Genomic DNA, 24102 nt, shown 5'->3' with positions numbered 1-24102 from the left:
GTCAGACGCCTGACCAGAGGATGAAACCGCTCAGATCACCGAGCTGGGCGACACCATTGAATACTTGGCCATCATCAGAGGACTTCACTTTCCAGTCTCCGGCTACCCAGCGAAGCGAAAGGACTGAATGCGCCAGCGCGCCGTTCGGGAGTTTGATAGCCAGATCGACGTCTGCCTCGGCCGGGCTGTAGGACTTAAGCAGGAAGCCGCTGATCTGAGCGGTCTCACCGCTTCCCGCAGTCGAAGTCCGCGTCTTGGCAGCCTTAATAGCCGCGTCACGTCCTGGGCCCGCCACCAGAAGTTTGTCGGCGAGCTTGAGTTCATCCTGTGTCCCGGAAGAGCCAAGCGCGATCATGTTGGCGGCTGCGTAGAGGGCTCCCGTGGGGCTCTGGGCGAAGCATGACCGGAACCCGTCCCCGTCTGTCACGCCTGGGCCGAAGGTCTTGGGGTCAGTGGGTGCCGCCATTTTGCCGACGAGTTCCCACTTGGACTTCGGCGCTGCGCCAAGAGCCGTCTCCGTGCTTGAGGGCAGCCCGCAAACGCTTCCTTCGGTCGCGTCGGCTGACTTTGTCGGCGGCGAGGCGCCGGCAGGCGATGAGGCGGGCGGCTGTTGGGCGGTGCTGTCTGCCTTGGGGAGGAAGGAGATCACGACGACGGCGGCGATCAGCGCGATGACCAGGGCGGCCGAGATGATGAATCCGGGCTTGGTGAACGGGCTGCGTTCGGTACTGCTTTGGGTGGATTCGCTCATGATGAACCTCTCCGGTAGTTGCGGGTTTAGACGAAGGCGCGGACGATGCCGGAGGCGCCGGTGATGATGATGCAGCCGGCCAGGACCCAGCCGAGCTTGCCGATGGACTCGCCGCCTTCGCCGCGGCGGAGCTGGATGACCATGCCGATGCCGACGATGATGACGCCCAGGACGCCGAGGACCAGCCCGATGCCGGAGGCCCAGTTCAGGACAGTCAGTAGGCCTTTGGCCTGTTCCGGGACGACCGGGGTGGGGTTGGGGATGACGCTTCCGTCAAGTACAGCGAAGGGGTTCATGGTGAGACCTTTCAATTGGTGATGCTTGGTGTGGTGTCGGCAGCCAGGGCGGCTAAGTCAGTGATGAAGCGTTGGTACTCGCGGGCCGGCGGCAGGGTCGTGGAGTCTCCGTGTCGCCAGGCTTCGACCCAGGTCAGCGTCCAGAGCCGGGGCGCTCCCCCGCCGACGATGGTGGCGAAGTCCCGCAAGGGTTTGGGGGTCTTGCCCGGGGCGTCCGCCAGGACGGCGAGGCCGAGCAGATCAAGATCGGGTGCCGCCCCTGATGCCCACTGGGTCAGAGCGCTCCGGGCCGCTGTCAGGCCCCGCATGTCTGCACGGCAAACCAGCAGCACCCGCGGTTTGCCGCCGTCCTGGAGGACAGGCCAGCAGTGAGCCGTGGTCCGCGCCCCTTCGATCAGGTCGGCGATGCGGCTTTCGCCGGATCCACCGTGGGTCCCGGTGACCCACAGTGCTGCGGAGCCTGGGACGGTGCAGCGGCCAAGCCGGTCTGCGGCGTCCGGTTCGACCATTCCCCTGAGCGGCGCATTGATGGCTGCCGGCGGCGGCACGTGCGCTTCCGGGGATGCCGTGTCCGCGTCGTCGGCTGGAGCCGGGCGGGTGATCCAGGGGTTCAGGGACTGTTGCATGGTTGCCTCCTTTCAGAGTCCGGTGGTGGGTGGCTTAGAAGCCAGCGGCGACGGCTGCCGCGGCCGCGAGCCAGGCCCGCTGGGTGGCGGGTTGGAGGGCTTCGTAGCGGATGGGCCCATTGACCAGGGCCGGGTCGTAAGGAATCCGGACGACGGCGTGGACGAAGGGTGCGAAGCCGTCAGCGATCCGCAGGGCCTCGTCCTTCGCCCGTTTCAGAGCCTCGCCGCTCATGCTGCGCTTGGCGTCGGTGGACTCGGAGACGATGACGACGGCGCCCCGGGCCAGTTCCGCGTCGTGCCCCCCACGGGATTCCAGCGTCTGCAGCGTCAGTCTGGCGGCTTCTGCGCGGTCTTCGATGGCGGTGACCGGGACGACGAGCTGGTTGGTGTGATCGATCATCCGGCGCCAGTTCGCGGCCCGGGCCGTGTTGCCCGAATCCATCACCACAAGACGGTAATAGCGGGTGAGAACCTGGTGGGCAATGTCGACTTCATCGGCGGTGACTTCGTGGTCGCCTTCCTCGTTTTCGTCCGAGCGCAGGACGTCGAACTTGTCCGCGGTCTGGTGGTGGACGAACTTGGCGATTTCGGCCGCGTTTGTGGACGGGGAGAGCAGTTCGGTGGAGGCGTCGATCAGGTCCAGGACGCTGCGGTCGTGGGAGCCCTTTTCCGTCCGCCACCCGAGCGTGCCCTGGGACTCGTTGTTGTCCCACGCGACCGTGGCGGCGCCGCTGTAGCGGGCGAGGATTGCCGAGAGCATCACCACGGTGGGGGTCTTGTTCGCCCCGCCCTTGCGGTTGACCACGGCAATCGTCCGCGGGCCTGGCCAGTGCTGGCTCACCGTGCGGATATCCTCCCGTTCCGCGAATTCTTCCTCCGAGGGATCCATCCGCAGTCCCAGGCGCGTGAGCGTTCCCCGCCAGCCCTGCGTGGCCGGTTCCAGCACCGGGGCGCTGACCAGAAACGAAGTTTCCTTCAGGCTGCGCCGCGTCGGTGCGGCTTCCTCAACAACGGCAGCTGACAGCGGTTCCGGGGCGACCGTCGCGGGGGCCGGTGGCCACGGCTGGGCGTCCACCGGTGATGCAGTGGCAGGAGCGGCCACGGGCTCCGGTGCGGGGACGGTCTCGATGATAGCCGGCCCGGCTGCCTTCGGTGTGGTTTCCGGGGCTTCTGCCCGGCGGCGGGTCTGCCGGGGGTCATAGGACACGGATTCGATCCTGTTGTCCGGGTGGACGATGAGTTCACCGTGGCCCTCAGGATCTTCGATCCGAGCCCTGACGGGGCGCTGGAGGGTCTGTGCCTCGCCCACGATGAGGGCCAGGGCGCTGTTGCGGAGTTCCTGAACGGAGTCCCCGGCAGGGACGATGCGGGAGTTGCCCGCGACGACGACCTCGGCGGTGCCGTTGTCCCGGACGATGGCCCTTATGTTGGGAAAGGCCATGACTTCGGTTGGTGTAGTACCCATGAGCTTCTTCCTTACGTGTGTGGGGATGGAGGGTGCGGCGGTTAGGACGAGGGCGGGGTGAACCGGTTGACCTTCCACAGGGCGTCCTTGCCGGTGCGGAGCAGTTGCACGGTGTAGATTCCCGCGTTGGTGGGGACCGCTGCCATGACGCCGAAGCCGTTGGCTTCATCGACTGCGAGGGCGGCGGGGCCGGTGACGCGGCTGGCCGGGATGTTGGCCGGGTCCACGGCCGAGTAGTCAGCGGTGGCCTGCGGGGTCAGCCACCGGGCGAGGTCATTGGCCCACTGCATATCCCCCATGGCGGGGCGGGCGAAGTCCGTCATAGCGTTCTCTGCGACGTCCATGGCCTCGTCCTTGCTGGCCTGATCCCAAGTAATGCCGATGGTGGCGGGGATAGTGCCGCCCGGTGCCTGGGGTCCGCTGTTGGCGCTCAATGAGACCGGCGCGGACCCTGTGGGCTTGCTAATTGATGCCGCCGGTGCCGGCGTCGTGTTCGCCACCGGTGCGCAGGACACGCAGAGCAGCGCCACGGCGAGCAGGGTCAAGGGCTTCTTCACTTCTTCTCCTCTTGGGTGGGCAGGTACAGGAAAGCGGAGGGGACAGTGTTGGCCACCGTCCGGGCGTAGTAGCTGTGGTCCGCCGGGGCCGGGTTGCCGTTGTAGCCCTCCTCCAGATAGGTCCCGTCAGCGTTGACGGCCTTCACCACGGCGACGTGGCCGAAGGTCGAGTCCGCTCCCCCGGCGCCGGGGGCGTACCAGACAACGGCACCGACCCGGGGGGTGCTGCCGGTGGGCCAGCCCTTGGCATCCCAGCCGGCCTTCCACGTCACCGCGGAACCCAGCTGCTGCCCGTCCGGGCGGAAGGTGCCGTTGAGGACCTTGAACGGAGCTCCCGTTGAGCCCATCTGCTGGTTCACCCGCCACAGGGCGAAGTCCACGCACTCGCGGTAGTACATGCCCAGCGGTGAGGTGCTGGCGGTGTTCGCTCCGGCCTGCAACCAGGTCGGGGAGTTTTTCCACGGGTAGTCATCCCCCGCCCCGGATTGTCCCGGGAGCGCGCAGTCCCTGCCTTGCAGGGAGAGCTTCGAGGTCGAGAGCGCCAGGACGAGTTTGACGGCCTCGGGCCAGTACTTCCGGTAGTGGTAGGGGTCGGTGTTGCGCTGGACCTTGTTACCGGCAAGGGTCGGCTCCAACAGCTCCCAGCCGGGCACGGCCTGCAGGGCCTTGATGAAGTTCGTCGCGCTGATGGTGGGGTTCATGCGGTCTGTGTATGAGCCCCACGCGCCGTTGCCGCGCTGCTGGAACAACCCCCGGGAATCGGGCCCGGCACCGTCGCCGGTATCCAGCACCCGCAGGCCCGACTCCCCCAAGGCCACCAAGACGCTGACCATCTGACCCCTGGCCGACAGGTGCAGGGTTTTGCCGGCACCCATGATGGCGGCGACGTTCTTCAACTGCTCCTGGGTATACCCATAAACCTTGGTGCTGCCATCGATACCGACCGAAATGGCCGGACCGCAGTCGGCCGCAGCAGGTTTGGCGGGGGCCAGCACCAGGACCAGGGAGAAGAGCAGACCGAGCACCAGCACGGGGGCTGCGACGGCGGCACCGGTGCTGAGCATCCTGGACGGGCTCACGGCTTCCCCCTGCGTTTCTGTGCTGTGTTGCCTTGCGGTCATGTCTCGTAGGCTGGCCCCGGCTAAACTCGATCCCAGAAGCTACGCAGAACTAATACAAATCTTGAAATATCAAGACTTGTTTAATTATTGGCTCAAACGTAGCAGGTATTGATCGCCCGTGCTTGTCTGTGCCTTTTGTCTAAGGAGTGTCCGTGCCCGTCTCAGCCGCCGAATTTCGGGAATGGTTGAAAGGGCGATCCCTCAGCCCTTCCCCGACTGCGCTGAGTGCGTTGACCGGTATAAATCGGGGCACTCTAAACAATCAGCTCCGGCGTGGAAATGTTGCCGAGTCCACAGTGATCGCCGTTGCGCGGGCTACCGACACGAACGTCATCGATGCCCTCAGCGTCTTCAGTCCGTACCAGGTCATCAAATCCCGGCCCATAGAGCCCTCCGCCGCAGAGGTCCTGAGTCAGATCCACCACGCAGACCTGATGGCTGAGCTGCAGTTTCGCACCTCTCGAAAGCACTATCCCCGTGAGATGCGCAAGGGAATCGACCTCATTGCCTTTCCCCATGACGGCTCTGTCCGGGCCTGGATCGACTCCATCGACCCAGGAGACATCCGCCAGAAAATGTCCGAGGAAACGGGCATGGCACTCACCTATATCGCTACTCAGCTCACCGAGAACAAGCTCAATCCCTATCTGGCCATTGCGGCGTCCCGGGCCGGTGGAACCTCGTACGCGACCGGCCTTGTGGTGACTGAATTGATCACTCCGGCCGAGGGCGGGTGGCAGATCCGGGCACGCGAGGATGAGCTGCTTGAAGTTTCTGACGATGTTTTGGTCGAGGCCATTTCTGCGCGCATTCATCTCCTGCAGAGGCGTGTGAAGCAGCGGAAGGAAGCCCGCGAATACGCGGAGAGAATGACGGAACTCCTGGGATGAGCCCGCTCACCGTCGTCCCGGTAAGCCTGATGCTCATTCTCCTGGGCAGCCTGACGTTCAAGCGCATCAATACCCCTGTGCTGGGACACCAGCACGCACTGCAGGGAAGAGCCAGCAGCATCGCCCTTTCGGGTATTTTCCTGACCCTGGCCTATCTGCTGCTCCTGCCCCCGGTTTACATGGGTATGGAGTCGCTCATGCCGCTGACCAATGGCACGGACCTGATATCTAAATACTTTGCCCTCGTCGCCGTTGCATTCCTGGGCGGCCACCTCAGCATTGCCTACGGCTCACCTTTCGCTCGTCGGTGGACTGTCGGGGTGCCAGGGGCGACTACGCTGGGAATCATCGCCACGGGCCTACTTGGGACCCTGCTGGCGACCGACGCCCCGAATCCGTCCCCGCAGCTGCTGGATTACGCTGCACAACCGAGCGTGCGCCTGAATACGTGGCTCGTGCTGGCCTACGTCGCCTACATCGTCGCCCCCCTCATCAGGCCTGCTTACAAGGACTCCCGTAAGAATCCCCTACGGGTCGGCCGGCTCGCGTCCGGGCTTATTGCTTCCGGCTTTACGCTGTCACTGATGCGCGCCTTCACCTATCCGGTCGAGTTGAGCGCGACCGGCGACGTCACCTACCTCTTCATGATTGTCTCCTACATCTCCACGGCCTTCGTGGTAATAGGCCTGGCACTCTTCGCCTATGCCCGGAAGAACCGCAGAGCGCAGACCGAGCTTCGCTCGGCTCTCTTGATCGACTAGAAAGGCTGCCTCATGAATCCGACGCCGCAAGACGCCCAGCTGGCCGTCAAACGCGTCCTCACCAAGGTCCACAAAGAAGACGAAGCTGCCTACAGGGTCATCTTCCAAGCAGTGAAAATCTGCATCGTCTCCGGAATGAATCGACGGGAAGCAGCTAAATTCCTTGGCGTGCAGGCTCGACGAATCGACCGCCGCGGACAGTACTTCAGGTCCTTCTTGGCAACCCGGGACCTATTCCGGGGCGTTTTTAACTCTGGCCTCAGCTCCTCTGACGACGCTGAGGCCGTAGACGCCATGGTCCGCCGGGCCTGGAAGCGCTGAGCTAGATTTACTCGATTAGTGCCAAATTTCAATTTTTCTCATTTTGTGAGATATTGGAGCAATGGCCGGCCAGCAGAGAACGGGCCCAAGTCGCCTGGGCCGGCTGGCTGTCCTTGGCCAGCACGCGGCGGAGGGCGGCGGCTTGGTCCTCGTGCCCGAGCCGGGTCAGGTGGACGATGCTTTCGTCTACCGCCAGGGCGTCGCTGATGAGGCGTCCGGCCGTGTCGTAATGGACACTGTCGGCAACGGCGGTAATGTTTTCATCCCGGAAGGCTGGCGAAGCGTTCAGCTCGGCGGTGACCTGGGGGATCTCTTCGGCGGACATGTGGCCGGCGAAGCCGAACTCACCGAGACGGTGGGCACGAAGTCGTTGTTCGTGGTCGGGGCGTCTGTCGACGCAGGGTCGGGTTGATGCATTCATGCCCGTTTGTGTGCGGCGCAGCTCCATCGTCGGCGGCCCGGCACCGAAGTCAATCGTTTTCAGAAAACGCGACACGCGCCCGTTTTCAGAAAACAAATACCCGAACTTGTAATTCCGTGGTGGTAGCTTCAAGACAGCCGCATGAAGGATTCGTTTCTATCCGGAAGCAGCTGCAGCACCAACGAACGATGAAGCACTACCGGCTCTACGGCTCCGGTACGAGATTCAAAGGACTAAGCACATGACGGCAGTAGCAGTTAATCGAGGCGGCGGGCGTCCCAGCAAGGGCCTGCGCAAATTTATTGGCTTCCGAAGCCCGGAATGCACCGCTGACGGCATTGCTAAGGTCGCAGCAGCCAAAGGCCTAACCGTATCTGAGTACGTCCTGTCGGCAGTGGAACCACAGCTGCAGTCTGACCTGGCGGCACTTGATCAGCACGAGTACCAGCAGGAGCTCCCCATCGCATTAGCCTCTTAAAAAGTTGAAGGCCCGCACTAGGCGGGCCTTCGAAGCTTCTGATTCACGAACTGGATTTGCTTGCCGGCGAGACAGTTCGTAAATCGTAGATGGACCTTCTCAGGTCCTTCAGTTTTGCTATGAAACCGATCTGGCAGGATCGGCCCTTTGCTATTCCCTGAACAGGAACAAACTCATCGTACATGGACAATCATGTGCGCCGCCAGCTATACCTACCGTTGGCGTGTCGCGCAACTCTTACTCGGCATACTCGCCCGCTGACGCGTGGGCTGCTTTGGCGCCTATCCTCGCAGGTCAGCCGCGTGTTCGGCTCTCCAGGGACGCCGGAAAGACCTACCCGCAGAAGCACGAGCGGGCTCTCACTGAGGCGCTGCCCACATTCCCTGCTGCCGTCCGGATCTTCGGAAAAGACGGAACGTGCGCCGCGATATTCCTTGACTTCGACTCCTCGGTAGCCGGCGTCGACTGGGTGCTGGCTGATGTCCGGGCCGTTCAGACCTGGCTGCACTCGGTCGGTGCCCGCTGGATTGAGGACTACTCACCTAACGGGGGCCGCCACGTTTACATCCCGCTGGCGCAGCGGGTCACCTTTTCTGAAGCGCGTGATCTTGTCGAGGCGCTGGGCACCCGGTACCGGACCCTGGACAAGACCCCGCACCAAAACCTTCTCCATGGCTGCATGCGCACACCCGGGTCCCCGCACAAGCGCGGCGGCCACCAGGAACTCGCGATGAGCTTGTCCATGGCCTACGACGTCGCCCGGCGGCCCAACTCCGCTGGCATCTGGGCGGCCATGAACGCTGACCTGGCGGGGGAGATCAACGCGGTCCGGGCGCTGCGGCTCGAGACGACCTTCACTCCTGTGGCCGAGGATGCGCCGGCGATCACGCCTCCGGCGGGGCGGATATCTAGGGTCATTCAGTTGATGGCGCAGACCGGGCTCTACGACTCGAACCGGTACGCCTCCGATTCGGATGCCCGCCAGGCGATTGTCACCGGGGCCGCGGCAGCCGGCCTCCAGCTCGTGGACGTCGAACGCCGGATGATGCAGGGGACCTGGCCAGGGCTCGCCTCCTTCTATGCCCGGTATGCCTCCCGTCACCGTGTCCCGGCCCTGCGTCGTGACTGGATCAATGCGGTGGCCTACCTGAGCAAAAACCCCTCAAACGGGGACGGGAATAACAATGTCCGTAGATCCCCCACAAGCCAGCCAAATACACAGCCCCCGGCACTGAAGGGCTTGAACCAAAACTCGAATCCCGATGCAGAGCATCGGTTCATTCGGACCTGGCGGAATGCGCTACGAATCAGGGAGGTGAACTACACGGAATCCCGGATAGGGATGGCACGAAGAATGGTGCTGAGGTCACTGGGGGAGGCGGCCCACATGACGGCATCCCGGTTCATCGAATTCGGGGTCCGGTCCATTGCCGTGGCCACAGGTCTCGATCACACCACGGTGGCCCTGCATTTGAAGGCCCTCCGGGCGGAGAAGGATCCCCTCATCACCCTGGTTGAGGAAGCCCGCGGGACAAAGGGCGATCTGTACATGCTCAGCGTCCCCGAAGCGCTCAAGACCGCGGCCGAGGACGGGTCCTGGCGGAAAGGGAAAATCCACGCCCTCCGCCCGGCATTCAGGGAATTGGGTCTGCCGGCCGCGTTCGTCTACGAAGCCCTGGAGCACTCCCCCGCACTGCCGATCACCGAACTCGTCCGGGTCACCCGGCTCTCCCGCTCAGCGGTCAACGAAGCCTTGGAAATACTCGCCGCTTGGAACCTGGTGGCACGGAACGCCGGCAAGTCCTGGTCGGTGGTGGCAACGACGTCGCTGAGGCAGCTCGCCGAACACCTCGGTGTTCTCGAAGCCGTCGCCGCGCAGGTGCAGCGGCACCGGATCGAGCGGATCATCTGGCGCGAATGGCTTGCCCACAACGTCAACACCGTCGCCGAGCTCCTCTCGCCCGGGGAGGACTACCCATGGGAGGCCTTCGAGGGTCCGCCGGATGACTGGGCTCTGGCGGACATCGCGTTCAGCAGAGCCGGGTAGGTCCAACGCCGAAGGTCTGCCCTTGGGCAGCTACTCCCCACCGCAGGACCGACTTCCTGCAGCTCACATTTTCATGCCATAAGTCATGCCATAAGTGAGGGCGGAAGTCCTGCTTGACGTGTATCCTCACTCCCCCGCTGCTGGACCCGCTTGGGTGTGGAGTTTGAAGACGGCCGAGACGAGCGCGCTCCGTGACGGGGCGTCGAACTCGGTGACCTTCCCATCCAGCCAGGCAACCTGCAGCCCGTCGAGGCGCAACTGGATCTGAATGCCGGCCTCTCCCCTCTTTCGGGGTGCGCGCCGAGGCATGCCCGAGCTGGTCAGCTCCGTGTCTGCAGTGAATTCCGCCGCGATCTGCTCGTCGGTCAGAGTGTCAAAGGCATCAATGAGGAGGTCGGCATATGTGGTTCGGCCCTGGTAGACCGCATCCTTGACCTCGGCCAGCAGCTGCGGCGGCAGGTATACGCCGACGTTGCGCAGCGCCCCTGGCACCGTCTCGGATGCCTTATGCATTGGTGCTGGTTTCTGTACTGCAGCGGCCTTCTTGGCTGCCAGCTGCCGCGGTGCGGCCTTCGGGGCGGCGGCTGGCTTTGACGCCGGCTCCGGCTCGTCCCGCTCCCCCAATTCAGGGGGAGCCAGCTCGACTGTAGGCGCTTGCTCCCCCTCGGGCTTGGGTGCGGCGGCGGGCGGTGCCTGAATGGGCTCCGGGACGGGGCTTTCGACGGACTCGTCGTGGGTTGTTGCTTCCGGCGCTTGGGTGCCTCTCCTCCGCTTCGGAGGCAGCAGCCCCTGCAGTCCAACCCCGCGGGCGGGTGCGACGGGCGCGAACGCCCCGGCAAGGCTCTGGCGGCCGCTCATGCCTGGTTCCCGCTCTCGATCTCGTTCAATCGGGCCAGGATCTCCCCGGTCAGCTGCTCGTATTCTTCAGCCAGTCCCCCGGCGTTGCGCGAGAAGAACCCGTCAGCCGGCTTCTCCCCCGCCCGCAGTGCCTTGAGGCGCTTCTTCTGGGCGTCAGTGACTGCGCCCTCCAGCTCGTGGAACAGCAGGCCCTTGCGGCGAGCATCGGCGCTGGCGCTTTCCAGGTTCCGGATCCGGGTCTCGAAGACCGGTGCGACGGTACCCAGCATCTCCTCCAGGGTGTCGCGGACGCTTCGTTCCAGGCGAAGCGAACGCGGTCCGACACCGAAGAGGACGATGCCGGCCAGCTGCAGGTTCGGGTTCCGGTCCCGGACGGCCATGAAGCGGCGTGCGATGCGCTCTACACCGTCGATACTTGCGTCGTCGGAGCGGGTGGGTATGACGACCGCACTTGAGATGGCGAAGGCACCCTCCACGAGGATCCGTTCCCCCGGCGGGGTGTCGATCAGGATCAGGTCGTAGTCGTCCGCCAGCGGCGCCAGGACGGCGTAAAGCATGTCGCCGAAGTCACCGGCATCGGAACGGCTGGAGCGGGAAAGCATGATGCCCTGGATGTCCTCGAGGTCCTGCCCGCCGGGGATGACATCAAGGTTCTCCCGGACGTTCCGGAGGATCATCGGCGCGGTCCCGGCGATGAGTGCCTGGAACAGTTCCCGGCCGCTCTGACGTTCATAGCCGAGGTCACGAGCCAGGTCACCCTGCGGGTCCAGATCCACCATCAGGACGCGGGAGCCAGCCAGCGCCGCGTACCCGCCGACGTTGGCTGCAGTCGTGGTCTTCCCCACTCCCCCTTTGCCGTTCGCCAGGGAAACGACCCGGTCAATTGCCCGTGTTTCGTGGGTTTTCGGGGGTACTGGGGCTTGCAGTGATCGTGCCATCGGCCGGTGACTCTCCTACATGGTGGGTGGCGGGTGCTCCTGCCTTTAACGCTATGTGCACTACCGCGTGATTGATGGCAGTGACACGCATAAGTGGCCTCACAATGCGTCCTGTCGGGTGGGTAACTGGACGGCACGTCGTACAGACCGTTGGACGCGGTGCTTGACGCCATGCGTTAGGTGCCGCATGTGGTCACGTGGGAACTCATGTTTATGCCCTCACCGGATTTTCCACGAGTTGTCATATAGGACGACGTGCGTTCTATCAAGCTGTCCGGTCAATGACATTTAATGCGTTATTCATCATTAGGCGTGATGTGAGAGATACGGCAGCACGAGCCATTGGCCTCAGTGCCTGACGGTCTACCCGACGTACGGTGAATCGCCCTACGTGACTTATGGCATGGCTTATGGCATGAAGTTCCATTGATCGAATCGCAGGTGTCCAAGCCATAGCGCACACAGGGGTTCTCGCCCGCCGGCGTGCCAGTGGACACGCTCCATGCTATCGGCGAAGCGGCGCCGCGTCAGGGGAGCGTTTCTAATTAACCCAGGCGTGCGGCCGCCTTCCTGATGGCGTCGTTGATGCCGATGACGACCCAGCTCTCCAGTGGCAACTCGGAGGCCCGGAGGCGTTCCTCGGAGCGTCGGGTCGCGGCCCGGAAAGATCGGTCCTTTTACAGGGGTTGTCCCAGTCGCCGAGGTCTTTTTTTAGCTGACGATGGTGTTACCGTCTGCGTCTACGGCCTCGAAGAAGGTGACCTCGGCACCGTCTCTGCGTTCGCTGAGGGTGGCTGCCTGGGGAGGCACATTGAGCATCTGGATGGCAGCCGATGCCGTGGCGGCGTGGCGGATCTCTGAAGGGAGTTCGTCCCGCTGCGCGTCAAGGACTTCCCCCTGCCGCTCCCGGGTCAACTGCTGGTTGCGGGCGCAGGGATTTGACCTCATCCGCTGGGCGGCGGGGGAGAGGGCCACCACAGCGTCCGAATGCTCGGGCAGGCGAACGCCTTCGGGTCGGCGGCCGTTGACGCGGTCCTGTGCCGGGCTCACCAGGACCCTCGCCGAAGGTCTCGCCGATGATCGTGTTGACGTTCGTTTCGCCTCCGACCAGAAGACGGGTGAAACGCTCACTGTGGTAATCGATGTCACCCTCGGGGATGAGGGGCACCCCGGCCGAGAGTCCTTCGGCGAAGCGGACAGCGGCCTGGGAGCAGGAGTGCATGGCCCCCTGCTTGGTCTACTCCTCAGTACTCCAGTCCCGCTGGGCGATGGCGCCGTTGGTGGTCTGGATCTCCAGGGCGCGGGTAGTGAAGCATCGCATGATGGGCCCAACGCGGTTTCCGTTCGTCTCGACAACGATCAATTGCTGAGACAGCCTGGTCGTTCAGCCATGGGCTTCGAAAGCCCCCGCGATACGGACACCTGGTCGTCTCGAAATGCCGTCCAAGAACAGGTAGTCTCATAACGGCCAAGTGTTCAGGATTAAGAGAATATTGGGGTCGGCGATGGCCTTGATCGGGTACGCGAGGGTTTCCACCGCAGAACAAAGCCTTGATCTGCAGCTCACAGCACTCAAGGCCGCCGGTGCAGTCCGGATATTTGCCGACGATGGAGTCAGCGGATCCACGGTCGAACGCCCACAGTTGTCGAGAGCCCTGGATCGGCTGGAGGCCGGCGATGTGCTCATCGTGTGGAAGCTCGACCGTTTGGGACGCAACACCCGGCACGTCCTAGACGTCATCGAGAACATCCGGGAACAGGGAGCAGGCTTCCGCTCTCTGACCGAAGGACTGGACACCACCGGGCCCATGGGTACGGCCATGCTGACGATCATGGCCGCTTTCGCGCAGCTGGAGCGGGACACGATGATCGAACGCACCAGGGCGGGACTCGCCGCGGCCGCAGCCAACAACCGCCACGGGGGAAGGCCCCGCAAAATAGACGACGCTGCCGCTGCCAGGGCCAAAGAACTCAAAGGAAAAGGAATCAGTGCCTCCGACATTGGCAAGATGCTCGGAGTCTCCCGCGCCACGGTCTACCGATACCTTATTTAGGCAACACCGAGCGGTCTCGACAACCCGGCGATGACATGGACGGCGGTCATGTCGAGGAAGGGGCGATGCTCAAACCGTAGGGCCTTCGTTTTCGAGGAGGATCGCTGTCTCACTCCTGCTGCACGTACTTGCCATCGGTATTCCCCGAGCGGCGATGAAATCAAATATGGACCGCAAAACGCTGGAGGGCCTGGGCTTCGAGGAATTCCGCTCCTCCTGCCATGGACCCGAAGGCTCCGCCACTCGCTTACGAGGCATACGTAGTTCTCCGACCGCGGCGGCCGGCGACGGGACGCGCTCCCAGAGCTGGCCATGCCAACCGCATGTCCAGACTCCGCGCCAGCCGATGTTCTCCCTGTCCGGAACGACTTCGCAGTCCGGCAAAATCCAAATGAGGTTTGAGTAGACCACTTCATACAACTGTCTGAAGTGTGCCGCACCGAAGAAGAGTTCGCTGTTCAAAGCATCAAAACTTTTCCAGACCTGCTCGGAGACAAAGGGATAAACCAGCCAATCAGCCCCAGATTCAAAGACGGATTTTCATCTGCTCGAGGAAGGCCACAAAAGTTCCTTATTCGGACGCGTTCGACAGGAAGGGACTGCCCCCGGTTTTGTTGACTCCTGACTTGTGAGGATTCAGTCCTTGCAGCAAGGATGTTCACATGCCCAAGCCTTTCCCCGCTGAGTTCCGCCGTGACGTGGTCGCCGTGGCACGCAAGCACGAAGCCCCGATCTCACAGATCGCTAAAGACTTCGGGATTTCCGAAGCGACCCTGCACAACTGGCTCAAGAAAGCCGACGTCGAGGACGGCGTCCGCCCCGGAGTGACGGAGAAGGAAGCGGCAGAACTCAGGGATGCCAGGAAGCGGATCCGGCTGCTGGAGCAGGAGAACGAGATTCTGCGCCGGGCAGCGGCCTTCTTCGCCCGGGAGCTGCCCCCAAAATGAAGTTTCCGCTGGTCCTTGACCTTGCCGCGGACGGAATTCCCGTCGCGGTGGCCTGCCGGGTGCTGGGTTTCTCCAAACAGGCCTTCTACGAATGGAAGAGAAGTCCCGTCTCCGAGCGCGACTGGTCAGATGCCCACCTGATCAACGCGGCGGTGGACGTCCACCGGGACGATCCGGGGTTCGGGTACCGGTTTATCGCCGACGAGCTCGAAGACCAGGGTTTCAGCGCCGGAGAGAACCGGGTCGCACGGCTGTGCAGCAGCCAGCGGATCTGGTCTGTCTTCGCCAAGAAGCGCGGCCTGACCCGCAAGGCCGGCCCGCCCGTGCACGATGACCACGTCCGGCGGGACTTCACAGCAACGGCACCGGATCGGCTGTGGCTCACGGACATCACCGAGCACCGGACCGACGAGGGCAAGCTCTACCTGTGCGCCATCAAAGACGTCTACTCCAACCGGATCGTGGGTTACTCCATCGATTCCCGGATGAAGGCGTCCCTGGCAGTCTCGGCCCTGCACAACGCAATAGCGCTCCGGGAGCCGGAGGGAACCGTGATCCATAGTGACCGCGGCTCCCAATTCCGCTCAAACGCCTTCGTGCGGACGTTGAAGGGCAACCGGCTCACAGGATCGATGGGACGGGTCGGCGCGTGCGCCGATAACGCCGCCATGGAATCCTTCTTCTCGCTCCTGCAGAAGAACGTGCTGGACAGCCAGCGATGGTCCACAAGGGCGGACCTGCGCCTGGCCATCGTGACGTGGATCGAGAAAACGTACCACCGGAAACGCCGCCAGCGGCGCCTCGGACGGCTAACACCGGTCGAGTTTGAGACAATCAATAGCGGCCTCAAAGCCGCCTAGCGACACCAAACCCCGAGAGTCAACGAATTCCGGGGCAGTCCCGAAACCGGATTGACACGAACCGACCCACGTTCGGGGGCCGAAGAATAGCCGCTTGGCAGTTTCGAAACGGATATTCCCAGGACGACACGCCGTCTGCGGTGCGACACGCGGGAGTGATTAATGTGGCTCACTACTCCACAGGGTGTGGATTCCGTGCGCCGAAATGGCGGAAATCCGGACATTTGGAGGACCCCTTCCTGTGGATTACGGGTGGGTTAAATGACATACGTGTAATACATCATCTTGGGGTCCGCGTGAGGCTCTTGCACTACATGTAGTATCGACATACAGTTTCAGCGTGCCACCGGCCGAACAGTGTCGGAGCTGGCAAGTAGACTGTAAGGAGTTGGACCACTCCCGATGGGTGGCTTAACGACAAAGCGCACGACCGGCGGTAACCGGGCATGCGCTTTGAACAAATAAATAGGGATCAACGCCCACGCAATCAGATCGTTTGCGTCAAGGCCCAAGATATGTGTTGTGTTGTTTTTTCGTTCCTTCTACCAGAACGTCACAACAGAGTACGAGCGGTTCTAACAAACTGTCAATCTTGACATCGTTCCATGTCTTGTGTCCGGTGATCCCGGGAAGGAGCTAGCCACATGGCTACTCGCGCAGTACGGATCCGCATCAAGCGGACCATCCGTATCTCCCCGGTTCGGCGCTAAGCGCCTGACTCAAGGCCGGTCATCGGCGGTCGCTCGCCGCCGATGACCTTGCCTCGTCTGATCAATCACGACAGCAAGGAACAACTGACCATGGCTAAAAACGCCAAACAAACCGGCAGCAAGGCTGCCACCGCCGCTAGTAACGTACTCAGGAACCCGCGGTCCACTAAGCCCGCCAAAACGGCGGCGGCTAGTGCACTGGCTCAGAAGGCAAGGGGTAATAAGTAGTGGGCATCGCGCAACGTTCTGCACACGAATTCGAAGATGGCGAAGAGCGGTTCCACTGGGGATCGCCGGCCCACCCGCATCCGTTCACCGCTACATACAGCGCCTCGACCGGAACGTGGGAGACCGACCGCTAGCTAGCGAAGGGAGCCCCTCCAGATCGCGACGGTTTGGAGGGGATTCTTCGTTGGAGGGCCCATAAAGGTCAGCCAATCGGGCTTCGCCCAGGCCGTACCTCCACCACCCTGGGCGGCAATCCGGTGTCAGCAACGTGATCGGCTATGCGAGGTTCAGCACTGGGGCAGTCATTGGGCTCCCAGGTTGATGCGTTGATGTCCGCGGGGGCGGTTCGCTATTTGGCGATGAATTCACAGCACTTGGTGACAGAATGACGGGGTTGCCGTGAGAGGTCCGTGTCTCCTGGTCCGTCGCCCAGGGCGAACCACAGCAGCCACTCACCGGCGACGGACCGCCATTAACAGCGGCAACGCGACCGGCTGACCACCACCCGCGGGACCAGGGAAAACGGGGTCCCCCAGGCCGTGGCAGCACCACAAACCGTTCGGCTAAGCTGAACCACAGATTCCTTTGCAGAGGGAAACCAGGAAGAGCCGGCACCATAAGTGCCGGCTCTTCGGCGTTGCGTCCGACACTCGAAAAGACCTTCGCGGGTGCTACTTACACACTCGGCTCAATTTGGGCACTCAACGGTTCGGTTGCAAGACGGCGTATCCGCGTGGACGGCAGCGCATCGGCCTCGGTAAGGGCAGCAACGACATCATCGGGGCCGACGACGCGGAGCCCCCGAGAGCGAATCTTGCGCCAAGCTGCCACGATCGCGTCGAAGAGCTCTACTACTTGGTGAGGGCGTACGAGGAATACGTGATCTTCAGCGACGGCTCTGGAAGCTGGATGGATGCGTTCTTGTGGGGTCATTGTGAACGTCAGCGATTGACTGGGGATAGCTTCCTGACGCTCATTGGCAATGTAACGAAGATGTGAGCCGGCCTGTCGCACATCCACCGGACCGAGCTCGCCGCTGGGTTCGGCTTCGCTCTTTGCTTCCCATCCAATCCAGGAGTGCGAATCGAAAACCCAACTCGCGTCCGGCGCTGCAGTTGCACCGCCGTTTCCGGAGCTATTCGCGCCTAGGAGGGAACCAAGGAAAACGAGTGCTTCCTCATAGGGAGTAGCCTCGGTGGCGAGCAACTGCCCCCTCATGCGCGTTACCTCATCGTCAAACGAGCTTGGCTTCCCGATCTTGGGCAACACTTCAACTATTCGTTGCGCCGCCGCCGCGTCAAGCGGATCCACCTCGTTGGTCGAAGGAGCCTGGAAGAGGTTTCTTTCAGAAGGCGCTGCCATGTGGGAAAGCCATAGAGTCCCACGGCCTGACGAGCGTGCTGCAAGGAAGTAGGCCCTACTGGACTCTTTCAAGGTTTCCTCTCCTCCATTTCTTGAATGGAGGAGAGCCCAACAAGCAGCCAAATAGTTCCAAAGCGCCGCGTATCGTTGAGGTGCTCTGCCCCCCGTGAGTCCATCCAGAACGCGCCGAGCGTGATCCAGCGTCCTGTCCAGCTCCCCTTGCCAAAGTGCGTGGTAGGCCGCTACCTCCTCACGCGCCGCTGCACTAAGTTCATGCGTTCCTGGGGGATAGGCCCGCTCGGCTTCGGATCGCCGCTCCGCAAGGTCTTCCTCAACCTCCTGCCAGGCGTCGCCTTGGGCGAGAAACGTCTGGAAGTTTTCGGTCATCTCATCCGATTCGAACCCCAAGCTGTTGTCCAGACCAAAAGAGACCTCAGCATTGACTTCTGGCCTCATCGCATTCAAGACGTCCTTGCGCGTGCAAAAAGAACTCAGATCATCACCGAGCATCACAACGCCGGCATAGTCGGCCGAGTTTCGCGTTGCACGGCCCGCTCCTTGGACTATTCGTGAGCGTATCCGTTCTTGGAGTACATCCATGGCGCCCAGGGCGCCAGCGAGGAACCTTTCCTGCAGGTCGCCTCTTGATGGCAGTCCGAACAGGATCACGAGCCGGCAGTCGTCATCAGGCAGGTCTATTCCGTCGTAGCGGTTGGTCAGAACCAGCACGGCGTTGGACTCGTCCGTGAAGGCTGACAGATCGTCTTCGATGTCAGTTGCGTGGAATACCTTATGGTCTCCGCCGATCCAATCCTCAAAATCGTCAGCACTCCGGGAGTCCGGAGTCAGAACGATAGCTCTACCCGCTTGTTTTATGAGATTTGAAACCCATGGCGAGGTTCCTGCTTTGTTTTTGGACAGGTCGGTAGTTAGTTCAGGGAACATGAAAAATCGGCGTCCAGTGCCCTTGGTTTCCCATTCCTTAGGCGAAGGAATCCTTGAGATTCTCTGTCGACCGAAGCTTCTTTCGAGCTCGCCGCCTTCGCCAAGGGTGGCGCTCATGTACAACCGCTGTTGAGGCGCGTCGAAAGCCATGTGAGAGTGGGTGGGAGGTATGAAGGGGCGGATCTGGATCTGTCGGTACGATGCATATACCAAGCAACGCCCCAGGTGTCCTTGCATCAGTCGCAGAGCGTAATGGGAATCTGAACTCATGTCTGCAGGCACTTGGGCCGACTTGAGTATCCTCTCCAAGTCGCCGGCGGCCGCGGTGACGCCGAGTGGGGAAGCTAGATATGTATCGGATGCGAATTGACCGGCGGGGCTGTCCTGCTTCAGTCGGTTTACAACTAAGGGATCAAGTGCGTCGCTGAGGGCTGACAGGACCTCCATGTAGGCCGATTCTTTGCGATCGAGAACGATTGACCAAGGCTTGGAGACGTACCCTTCCGCCGCGTGAGCGTCATCGAGGATCATGTATTCGGAATTGTCCAAGGCGGGGTTGCTATTGAATACATGTGAATAGACCGAGACAGCGATAGCCTCACCGGATGAGTATCGTGCTCTATCGGCAGGGTTCCAGTCACTAACCTGCCCAATGAGAAGGACAGCAGAAATGCCGTAGCTTTCAAGGCGCTCGTGACACTGCCTCGCGAGTTGCCTCGTCGGGCACAGATACACGACACGCTTCTTGTTGGCTTGTCGTTGAAACTCCCCGATAAATCCCCCAATCAGGGTCTTGCCTGCGCCCGTGGGTAGCTCGATCGCAACATCCCTGGCGCCGGAGTGACTCGCATGCCATGTCTGGAAAATTTGGGCCTGATGGGGCCAAAGAGAATCTGGCGTGCTTGATGCCGTTCTACTTTTCAGGAATAACTGCTCAGGGCTTGAGGGTGGTTCGCTCGCAGTTTTTCTCGTTTTGAAGGCCATGCAGACAGTTTGTCGCACAAAACGCAGTCGGTCGGACACTTAGTTCAAGTGTTTCCTCCTGACCACTCCCACATCGATGATTTCTGACCAGCAAAACGACTACCAGCCGATTGTGACGAGCCCCGGCGATGGCGAATGGGCACCTGGTCCGCATGCTGCGTTACTTGACGACTAGAGGAGTTTGTCGAAGACATCCCGGTAGGGACAGCCCTGGTTACCCCGGTTTCCTGGATTCCCAGGGTTGCCGGGATTCCCTGGGTTCCCTGGATTTCCGATGTTCCCGAAGCTGCCCAGGTGTTTGTCCACCACTTGGTCATTGTGGAGCTCTCCGACGTACTGACCACTAAGGCGGTGCACGTTGGTTCCGTTGAGTTGGCCGATGGCCTTCCCGTTAAGTGAGTGAACAAATCGACCTCGTATGAAGCCGACTGCTTTGCCCGAAGTGGCATAGATGTAGTTAGTCATGAACAGACTCTAAACGTCACCTGCGACATCTAATGGCGATCTGCGGGCTTCAAAAACTACCGGCTACGTCCTCCGGCCGGGCCCTGGTCTATCCCGTAATTGCCTAAACCAATTCGTCGACCGGCCCAGAGTTGTCGAGACGGAGTATGGAACAGGAGAGCATTGCCAGCCATTGTTCATGGCGGCTGCGATTCCGACCAGCGAAGTCGGGGTCGTCATATCCCCGCACCCAGGACATGAACTCCTCGAGAGCTGCTTCGTCGAGGCCGCCAGTCTTGGTTAGCTCCAGCACCCTGCTCCTCTTCCCTTGCCCGCAGCCTAGTCATCCTAGTTTCAGGATCGAGGGTCAAGAACACCACAGCTGTCTCAAGACACCGCTTCGGGTTCGGATGGGCCGGTCGAGTGGGCGGAAAAGCTGTAGCGGTTGGACGACCTAAGCGGGACAGTTTTGCGGGCGGCGTATACGCGAGGTCTGAAGCCCAGCATCTGCATAGAAGTTTCGCGATGGGGGAGCTTCTCAAACGTGTTGCGGTGGGGGACCGGCTAACGGGACGGTTCGGGCACCTGTCCCCCTGATGTCGGAGATGGCCGGTAGATTCGCTTGGTATGCAACAGGGCTTCACGTTGAAGGACTTCAAATGACCAACACTCTGCTCGGCTCCTTGAGGGAGCAAATCCTGGACGAATCAGAACCTCTGGCAGGGCTCCTGCGCAAGTGCTTGCTGCTCGGTGCCGAAACCGGCTCTGAGTCATTGAGGCAATGGGCAAGATACGAGCTCTCCGGATATGACGACGACGCTGAAGTCCCCAGCTACCGGGTGCTGCCCTCGCCACCGATAACGGTGAGCTCAATTAGTGGGAATACCTGGGCCAAAGGTCAGACGTTCAATCGGCTGCAATTGCCCGTAGAGGCCCAGAAGGGCGTGCCGGAGTCATTTCCACTCCGTCAGCCCATCGAAGAGCTGGAAAGTCTCGCCGGGAGCTCGTCGATCTCCTTTTCCAGCACGGGCCTGGCCTATGCTCAGACCATTTGGAACGATGAGCTTGGCCCATTCCAGCAGATCCTGAGCATGTCTTACTCACTTCCCGGGTCGATGCTCACAGGGGTTTTGGGTCAGATCAGAACGCAACTCGTCGACGTCGTTGCCGACCTGACTGCAGAGACTCCGCTGACGGAGTTGCCAAGAAAACAAGCTGTGGACGCAGCCGTGGGCCAGCACATCGGTACGCAATACAACACCACGATTCAGACCGCAAACGGTCCTACTGCCATCGGTTCGAAGGCAAAAGCCAAGGCCGAGGGGTTGAGTGTCGACGACGCGATCAGGCTGCTCGACGTCGTTCAGTCCACGGCAAAGGGAGTAGCTGACGACGAGAACCGATCTGAACTGATTGCGGCGGTCGAGGAACTCCGGGCAGCAACCCAGCAGGAAACGCCGAATACCGGCGACGTGGTGAAGAAAGCAGGCAAACTAAACGCCATCGCCGCAGTGATTGGCGCTCCGGCCGTCAGCGCAGCCGTCACTGGTGCGGTAGAAACAATCACTACGCTGGCGCTCTCCGGCGCCTTCGGGTGATCAACGGCAAGCTGCAAACACGGCCGTTGAAGGATCCTCAGACGTGATAGCAGGGGGCTGCTTTGGAGCCGGATCGCAGGCCATCACCGCGCATGCAAGCGCGTGCAAAGGTTTTCGCTCATCCGTCTCTCGGAACAGCGTCCTCCTGCGGGATGCTGGTGCCGGGGCCCTGCAGTAACGCGGCTACGGCAGCGCCGCGGCACGTGCCATTCTTGGGGTATGGCACGAACTTGGTTGTCGGTGACGGTGGAATTGCTCAGTGGTCGTGGCGAGGAGCTGTGGCCATGGCCCGGGCGCATCTTCGCGGTCGGACCGTCGCACACCTTCATGGACCTCGCCAATGCCATCAACGATGCCTTCGCCCGATGGGACCGCTCACACCTGTCAATGTTCACCCTCGCCGACGGCCGGGTAATCACTGATGAAGAGACGGGATCCGAAATGGCCTCGTCGATCCGCGGCCCGATCATCGCACCAATCGACATCGCTGCTGCCAAGGTCGCCCGGACGGTGGAGCAGGGGGCTGAGTTTCAGTTCACGTTCGACCTCGGTGACGCCTGGATGCACCGATGCGTGGTCGGGGAGGTGAAGGTCGACCCGCTGGAGGTATTGGGTATCCGCCCTGATGCCCCCCTGCCGTACTGGGGCTGGGGCAGCATCCCGGACCAGTACGGGCGCCGGTGGGCTACCGACGACGGGGAGAGCCGGGCGCCACGGAAACCGGACCGGCTGCACCCGATGCTGCTGCACGCCTGGCCCGCACGGGTGCAGGTGCCCGGGCTCGACCTGTCCGAGCTGCGTGAAGCCATCGCGGCAACAGATGCGGCTCGCTTCCTCGCGGCGGTGACGGGACGCGATATCGATGATGCTCTGCAACAGGTGGGGGCCGGCATACCGATGGCGCTGGAGCGGAGACGCCGGGAAGCCGAGCCGGTGGCACTGTCGGTCATCAACCGGCTGACGTGGCGCGGCGGCACAGGGGACCGGCTGCTGGCCGAGGACCTGCTGGCCGGTCTGCGCCGTGTGCCGCTGACGGGCCGCGTGGTGCCGGTAGACCTGGACATGCTCAGCACCGTGTTGGAAGGGGATCCCGAGCTGTCGACCGGTGGCTATCTCGACCTGCGCACCGGGCAGGTGTACGACGAGGCCGCCACTGACCCGATGATGGTCGGGGAGGGCTCGGCCATCGACGTGGAGGAGGAGCCGGAGCGTTGGCTTCGGCTCGACCGCACCGGTTCGCGCAACGGCTGGGAGGACATGGCGGCCTTCGCCGGGCGGCAGCATGATGAGGCCCTCCGGGAGCGGCTGGAGCGGGCGATCGAGGGCAAAGGTGCCTTCTTCCGGTTCCGCGACCTGGTCCACGGCGAGAACCTTAGCGACCAGTGGTATGCCTTCTCCACCGACCGCCAGATGGGCCGTGCCCGCGAGTTCCTCGCTGAGAATGGCATCCGCGTGGGCTGACGATCCGGGGCCGGTCAGCGCCGGCGCAATACCGTGCCGGCCGCCTCATACCCTCAACCGTGGAACAACGGAGTAGGCCGATCGTGGGATCGAGCGTCCCAGTGCAGGCTCCCCCTCACGGAGAAGTAGTGGGCGCGCCGACGACTTTGGACATTTCGTGCGGACGGCTTCGGAAAATGACATGTACCCGAGATGTCTCACCCGGCCATGGTGCCTCAGAAACCCCCGGCCGGCACGTGCCTGAGACGATTCACGGTGAGACAGCTTTCCAAGACACGGGCGGCCGGGCCCGACGCCGGTTCCTTCGATCCTCCGGGACGTGACGTCCGTGTCTCGAAAGACTGTTGTTTTTTGGGACGGTAAATCGTGGGCTGTAGGCCTGGGTTTTAGAGGGTCGTATGACCTCCGCTGCGGTCATCGTCGCACCGCGCATCGCAGTGTCGGCAGCCTTTGTGACCCCGTGGACGAATTGTGCCGACGCCCCGGCTCGGGTTTCCTTATTGTTTCTTTGACTTGCTGTCTGTTGTCAGGGCCCGCGAGTGCGGACCGGCTTGTTTTGCAGTTAGCCCTGGGGCGGGGATGGGATGCCGGCGAGGTAGTCGAGGCAGGCGTCGTAGTCGGTCATGACTTCTTCGAAGCTCCGCAATCGGGGCTGGGTGCCGGTGCTGGGATCGGCGGTGTCCGATCGGGTTAGTTGTGGTTGGCAGCTGCGCCTGCTGGTGGTCAGGGTTGCGATGCCCCAGTCGGTGCTGGCCGGGGTGGTGGTGATGCCGACGCCCTCGAAAGGATCGGCGAGGATGTTCCGGGCGACGGATGCCCACGCGATGAGGTGGAACCTCCGGGCCGTTTCGAGTTGCTGCTCGTCCCCGCTGGCCCAGGCCTGCTGAACTTTCTCGGAGAGCTTGTTCCATTCTTCGGCCGGGCGAACCAGTAGGTGGGTGGCGCGGACCTTGTCCTGAAGTTCTTTCAGCAGTGGCAT

At 62.2% G+C, this 24102-nt stretch carries 24 protein-coding genes; 9 read left to right on the top strand and 15 right to left on the bottom strand.

Going from position 1 to position 24102, the window contains the following annotated elements; genetic code table 11:
* Position 1: 1 nt before the first annotated feature.
* The 6 genes from LDO15_RS22345 to LDO15_RS22320 are packed head-to-tail and all read right to left on the bottom strand — an operon-like array spanning position 2 to position 4759.
* Positions 2 to 751, bottom strand: coding sequence for a hypothetical protein (locus tag LDO15_RS22345; RefSeq protein WP_223987998.1), 750 nt, complete (start codon positions 749 to 751; stop codon positions 2 to 4).
* Positions 752 to 777: 26 nt separating this feature from the next.
* A complete protein-coding gene (locus LDO15_RS22340) occupies positions 778 to 1047 on the bottom strand; it encodes a TrbC/VirB2 family protein (RefSeq protein ID WP_091254934.1) in 270 nt (89 codons plus the stop codon).
* An 11-nt stretch (positions 1048 to 1058) separates the two neighbouring features.
* Positions 1059 to 1673, bottom strand: coding sequence for a DUF6668 family protein (locus LDO15_RS22335; protein WP_223987996.1), 615 nt, complete (start codon positions 1671 to 1673; stop codon positions 1059 to 1061).
* 34 nt (positions 1674 to 1707) lie between these two features.
* Positions 1708 to 3138 carry a chromosome partitioning protein ParA gene (locus LDO15_RS22330; protein ID WP_223987994.1) on the bottom strand — a complete coding sequence of 477 codons (1431 nt, stop codon included), beginning with the start codon at positions 3136 to 3138 and terminating at the stop codon, positions 1708 to 1710.
* Between the two features lie 41 nt (positions 3139 to 3179).
* Complete coding sequence (locus LDO15_RS22325) at positions 3180 to 3695, bottom strand: hypothetical protein (protein ID WP_223987992.1); 516 nt, start codon at positions 3693 to 3695, stop codon at positions 3180 to 3182.
* Positions 3692 to 4759 carry a CHAP domain-containing protein gene (locus LDO15_RS22320; RefSeq protein ID WP_223988183.1) on the bottom strand — a complete coding sequence of 356 codons (1068 nt, stop codon included), beginning with the start codon at positions 4757 to 4759 and terminating at the stop codon, positions 3692 to 3694. Before LDO15_RS22320 ends, LDO15_RS22325 begins: the two co-directional genes overlap by 4 nt.
* Positions 4760 to 5112: 353 nt before the next feature.
* On the opposite strand from LDO15_RS22320, the gene LDO15_RS22315 reads away from it, so the two are divergent.
* From LDO15_RS22315 to LDO15_RS22305, 3 genes are read left to right on the top strand one after another with little or no spacing between them, the layout of a single operon-like run.
* Positions 5113 to 5706 carry a hypothetical protein gene (locus LDO15_RS22315; RefSeq protein ID WP_223987990.1) on the top strand — a complete coding sequence of 198 codons (594 nt, stop codon included), beginning with the start codon at positions 5113 to 5115 and terminating at the stop codon, positions 5704 to 5706.
* A complete protein-coding gene (locus LDO15_RS22310) occupies positions 5703 to 6467 on the top strand; it encodes a hypothetical protein (protein WP_223987988.1) in 765 nt (254 codons plus the stop codon). Before LDO15_RS22315 ends, LDO15_RS22310 begins: the two co-directional genes overlap by 4 nt.
* A 12-nt stretch (positions 6468 to 6479) precedes the next feature.
* Complete coding sequence (locus LDO15_RS22305) at positions 6480 to 6788, top strand: hypothetical protein (RefSeq protein ID WP_223987986.1); 309 nt, start codon at positions 6480 to 6482, stop codon at positions 6786 to 6788.
* Between the two features lie 28 nt (positions 6789 to 6816).
* Here the strand turns inward: LDO15_RS22305 and LDO15_RS22300 are convergent, their stop codons facing one another.
* Positions 6817 to 7341 carry a hypothetical protein gene (locus tag LDO15_RS22300; protein WP_223987984.1) on the bottom strand — a complete coding sequence of 175 codons (525 nt, stop codon included), beginning with the start codon at positions 7339 to 7341 and terminating at the stop codon, positions 6817 to 6819.
* A 109-nt stretch (positions 7342 to 7450) separates the two neighbouring features.
* Here LDO15_RS22300 and LDO15_RS22295 point away from each other — a divergent pair, with 109 nt between their 5' ends.
* Together LDO15_RS22295 and LDO15_RS22290 are read left to right on the top strand one after the other, a co-directional pair.
* Positions 7451 to 7687: a hypothetical protein gene (locus LDO15_RS22295; protein ID WP_223987982.1), complete on the top strand. Its 237-nt coding sequence runs from the start codon at positions 7451 to 7453 to the stop codon at positions 7685 to 7687.
* Between the two features lie 223 nt (positions 7688 to 7910).
* Positions 7911 to 9734 carry a helix-turn-helix domain-containing protein gene (locus LDO15_RS22290; RefSeq protein ID WP_223987979.1) on the top strand — a complete coding sequence of 608 codons (1824 nt, stop codon included), beginning with the start codon at positions 7911 to 7913 and terminating at the stop codon, positions 9732 to 9734.
* Positions 9735 to 9860: 126 nt separating this feature from the next.
* On the opposite strand, the gene LDO15_RS22285 is transcribed toward LDO15_RS22290, so the two are convergent.
* The 4 genes from LDO15_RS22285 to LDO15_RS23430 all read right to left on the bottom strand — a co-directional run bounded on the left by LDO15_RS22285 (position 9861) and on the right by LDO15_RS23430 (position 12893).
* Positions 9861 to 10592: a hypothetical protein gene (locus LDO15_RS22285; protein WP_223987976.1), complete on the bottom strand. Its 732-nt coding sequence runs from the start codon at positions 10590 to 10592 to the stop codon at positions 9861 to 9863.
* On the bottom strand, positions 10589 to 11530 hold the full coding sequence (locus tag LDO15_RS22280; protein WP_223987974.1) for a ParA family protein: 942 nt from the start codon (positions 11528 to 11530) through the stop codon (positions 10589 to 10591). The genes LDO15_RS22285 and LDO15_RS22280 overlap by 4 nt, the downstream gene beginning before the upstream one ends.
* A gap of 711 nt (positions 11531 to 12241) precedes the next feature.
* A complete protein-coding gene (locus LDO15_RS22275; RefSeq protein ID WP_223987971.1) occupies positions 12242 to 12580 on the bottom strand; it encodes a hypothetical protein in 339 nt (112 codons plus the stop codon).
* Between the two features lie 187 nt (positions 12581 to 12767).
* Positions 12768 to 12893 (bottom strand): hypothetical protein, encoded by a 126-nt coding sequence (locus LDO15_RS23430; RefSeq protein WP_263428417.1) that lies wholly within the window; start codon positions 12891 to 12893, stop codon positions 12768 to 12770.
* A gap of 142 nt (positions 12894 to 13035) precedes the next feature.
* On the opposite strand from LDO15_RS23430, the gene LDO15_RS22270 reads away from it, so the two are divergent.
* Together LDO15_RS22270 and LDO15_RS22265 are read left to right on the top strand one after the other, a co-directional pair.
* Positions 13036 to 13584 carry a recombinase family protein gene (locus LDO15_RS22270; protein WP_223987968.1) on the top strand — a complete coding sequence of 183 codons (549 nt, stop codon included), beginning with the start codon at positions 13036 to 13038 and terminating at the stop codon, positions 13582 to 13584.
* Positions 13585 to 14246: 662 nt separating this feature from the next.
* Positions 14247 to 15391 (top strand): IS3 family transposase gene (locus LDO15_RS22265; RefSeq protein WP_223979232.1). Its coding sequence is split into 2 segments (ribosomal slippage): positions 14247 to 14520 and positions 14520 to 15391, totalling 1146 coding nucleotides; the frame shifts between segments, so codons are not numbered across the junction.
* Positions 15392 to 17004: 1613 nt separating this feature from the next.
* Here LDO15_RS22265 and LDO15_RS22260 read toward each other — a convergent pair.
* The 3 genes from LDO15_RS22260 to LDO15_RS22250 all read right to left on the bottom strand — a co-directional run bounded on the left by LDO15_RS22260 (position 17005) and on the right by LDO15_RS22250 (position 20377).
* Complete coding sequence (locus LDO15_RS22260) at positions 17005 to 19620, bottom strand: DEAD/DEAH box helicase (protein ID WP_223987965.1); 2616 nt, start codon at positions 19618 to 19620, stop codon at positions 17005 to 17007.
* 171 nt (positions 19621 to 19791) lie between these two features.
* A complete protein-coding gene (locus LDO15_RS22255; RefSeq protein ID WP_223987963.1) occupies positions 19792 to 20085 on the bottom strand; it encodes a 4-fold beta flower protein in 294 nt (97 codons plus the stop codon).
* Between the two features lie 103 nt (positions 20086 to 20188).
* Entirely contained in the window at positions 20189 to 20377 is a 189-nt protein-coding gene (locus LDO15_RS22250) for a hypothetical protein (RefSeq protein WP_223987961.1), read from the bottom strand.
* Positions 20378 to 20723: 346 nt separating this feature from the next.
* Between LDO15_RS22250 and LDO15_RS22245 the strand changes: the two genes are divergently transcribed.
* Positions 20724 to 21662: a hypothetical protein gene (locus LDO15_RS22245; RefSeq protein ID WP_223987959.1), complete on the top strand. Its 939-nt coding sequence runs from the start codon at positions 20724 to 20726 to the stop codon at positions 21660 to 21662.
* A gap of 219 nt (positions 21663 to 21881) precedes the next feature.
* Entirely contained in the window at positions 21882 to 23123 is a 1242-nt protein-coding gene (locus tag LDO15_RS22240) for a UPF0158 family protein (RefSeq protein WP_223987957.1), read from the top strand.
* 562 nt (positions 23124 to 23685) lie between these two features.
* Here LDO15_RS22240 and LDO15_RS22235 read toward each other — a convergent pair.
* The gene (locus LDO15_RS22235) at positions 23686 to 24102 is read right to left on the bottom strand and encodes a hypothetical protein (protein ID WP_223987955.1); all 417 of its coding nucleotides are present in this window, start codon (positions 24100 to 24102) and stop codon (positions 23686 to 23688) included.

This window comes from Arthrobacter sp. NicSoilB8 (assembly GCF_019977355.1).
GTDB lineage: Bacteria > Actinomycetota > Actinomycetes > Actinomycetales > Micrococcaceae > Arthrobacter.
This window is presented reverse-complemented; position numbering and strand designations above follow the sequence as displayed.

Excerpts from the sequence above, each read along its gene's own strand:
- LDO15_RS22345 (WP_223987998.1), bottom strand. The coding sequence starts at position 751 with ATGAGCGAATCCACCCAAAGCAGTACCGAACGCAGCCCGTTCACCAAG.
- LDO15_RS22340 (WP_091254934.1), bottom strand. The coding sequence starts at position 1,047 with ATGAACCCCTTCGCTGTACTTGACGGAAGCGTCATCCCCAACCCCACC.
- LDO15_RS22335 (WP_223987996.1), bottom strand. The coding sequence starts at position 1,673 with ATGCAACAGTCCCTGAACCCCTGGATCACCCGCCCGGCTCCAGCCGAC.
- LDO15_RS22330 (WP_223987994.1), bottom strand. The coding sequence starts at position 3,138 with ATGGGTACTACACCAACCGAAGTCATGGCCTTTCCCAACATAAGGGCC.
- LDO15_RS22320 (WP_223988183.1), bottom strand. The coding sequence starts at position 4,759 with ATGCTCAGCACCGGTGCCGCCGTCGCAGCCCCCGTGCTGGTGCTCGGT.
- LDO15_RS22310 (WP_223987988.1), top strand. The coding sequence starts at position 5,703 with ATGAGCCCGCTCACCGTCGTCCCGGTAAGCCTGATGCTCATTCTCCTG.
- LDO15_RS22305 (WP_223987986.1), top strand. The coding sequence starts at position 6,480 with ATGAATCCGACGCCGCAAGACGCCCAGCTGGCCGTCAAACGCGTCCTC.
- LDO15_RS22295 (WP_223987982.1), top strand. The coding sequence starts at position 7,451 with ATGACGGCAGTAGCAGTTAATCGAGGCGGCGGGCGTCCCAGCAAGGGC.
- LDO15_RS22285 (WP_223987976.1), bottom strand. The coding sequence starts at position 10,592 with ATGAGCGGCCGCCAGAGCCTTGCCGGGGCGTTCGCGCCCGTCGCACCC.
- LDO15_RS22280 (WP_223987974.1), bottom strand. The coding sequence starts at position 11,530 with ATGGCACGATCACTGCAAGCCCCAGTACCCCCGAAAACCCACGAAACA.
- LDO15_RS22270 (WP_223987968.1), top strand. The coding sequence starts at position 13,036 with ATGGCCTTGATCGGGTACGCGAGGGTTTCCACCGCAGAACAAAGCCTT.
- LDO15_RS22260 (WP_223987965.1), bottom strand. The coding sequence starts at position 19,620 with ATGGCCTTCAAAACGAGAAAAACTGCGAGCGAACCACCCTCAAGCCCT.
- LDO15_RS22255 (WP_223987963.1), bottom strand. The coding sequence starts at position 20,085 with ATGACTAACTACATCTATGCCACTTCGGGCAAAGCAGTCGGCTTCATA.
- LDO15_RS22245 (WP_223987959.1), top strand. The coding sequence starts at position 20,724 with ATGACCAACACTCTGCTCGGCTCCTTGAGGGAGCAAATCCTGGACGAA.
- LDO15_RS22240 (WP_223987957.1), top strand. The coding sequence starts at position 21,882 with ATGGCACGAACTTGGTTGTCGGTGACGGTGGAATTGCTCAGTGGTCGT.
- LDO15_RS22235 (WP_223987955.1), bottom strand. The coding sequence starts at position 24,102 with ATGCCACTGCTGAAAGAACTTCAGGACAAGGTCCGCGCCACCCACCTA.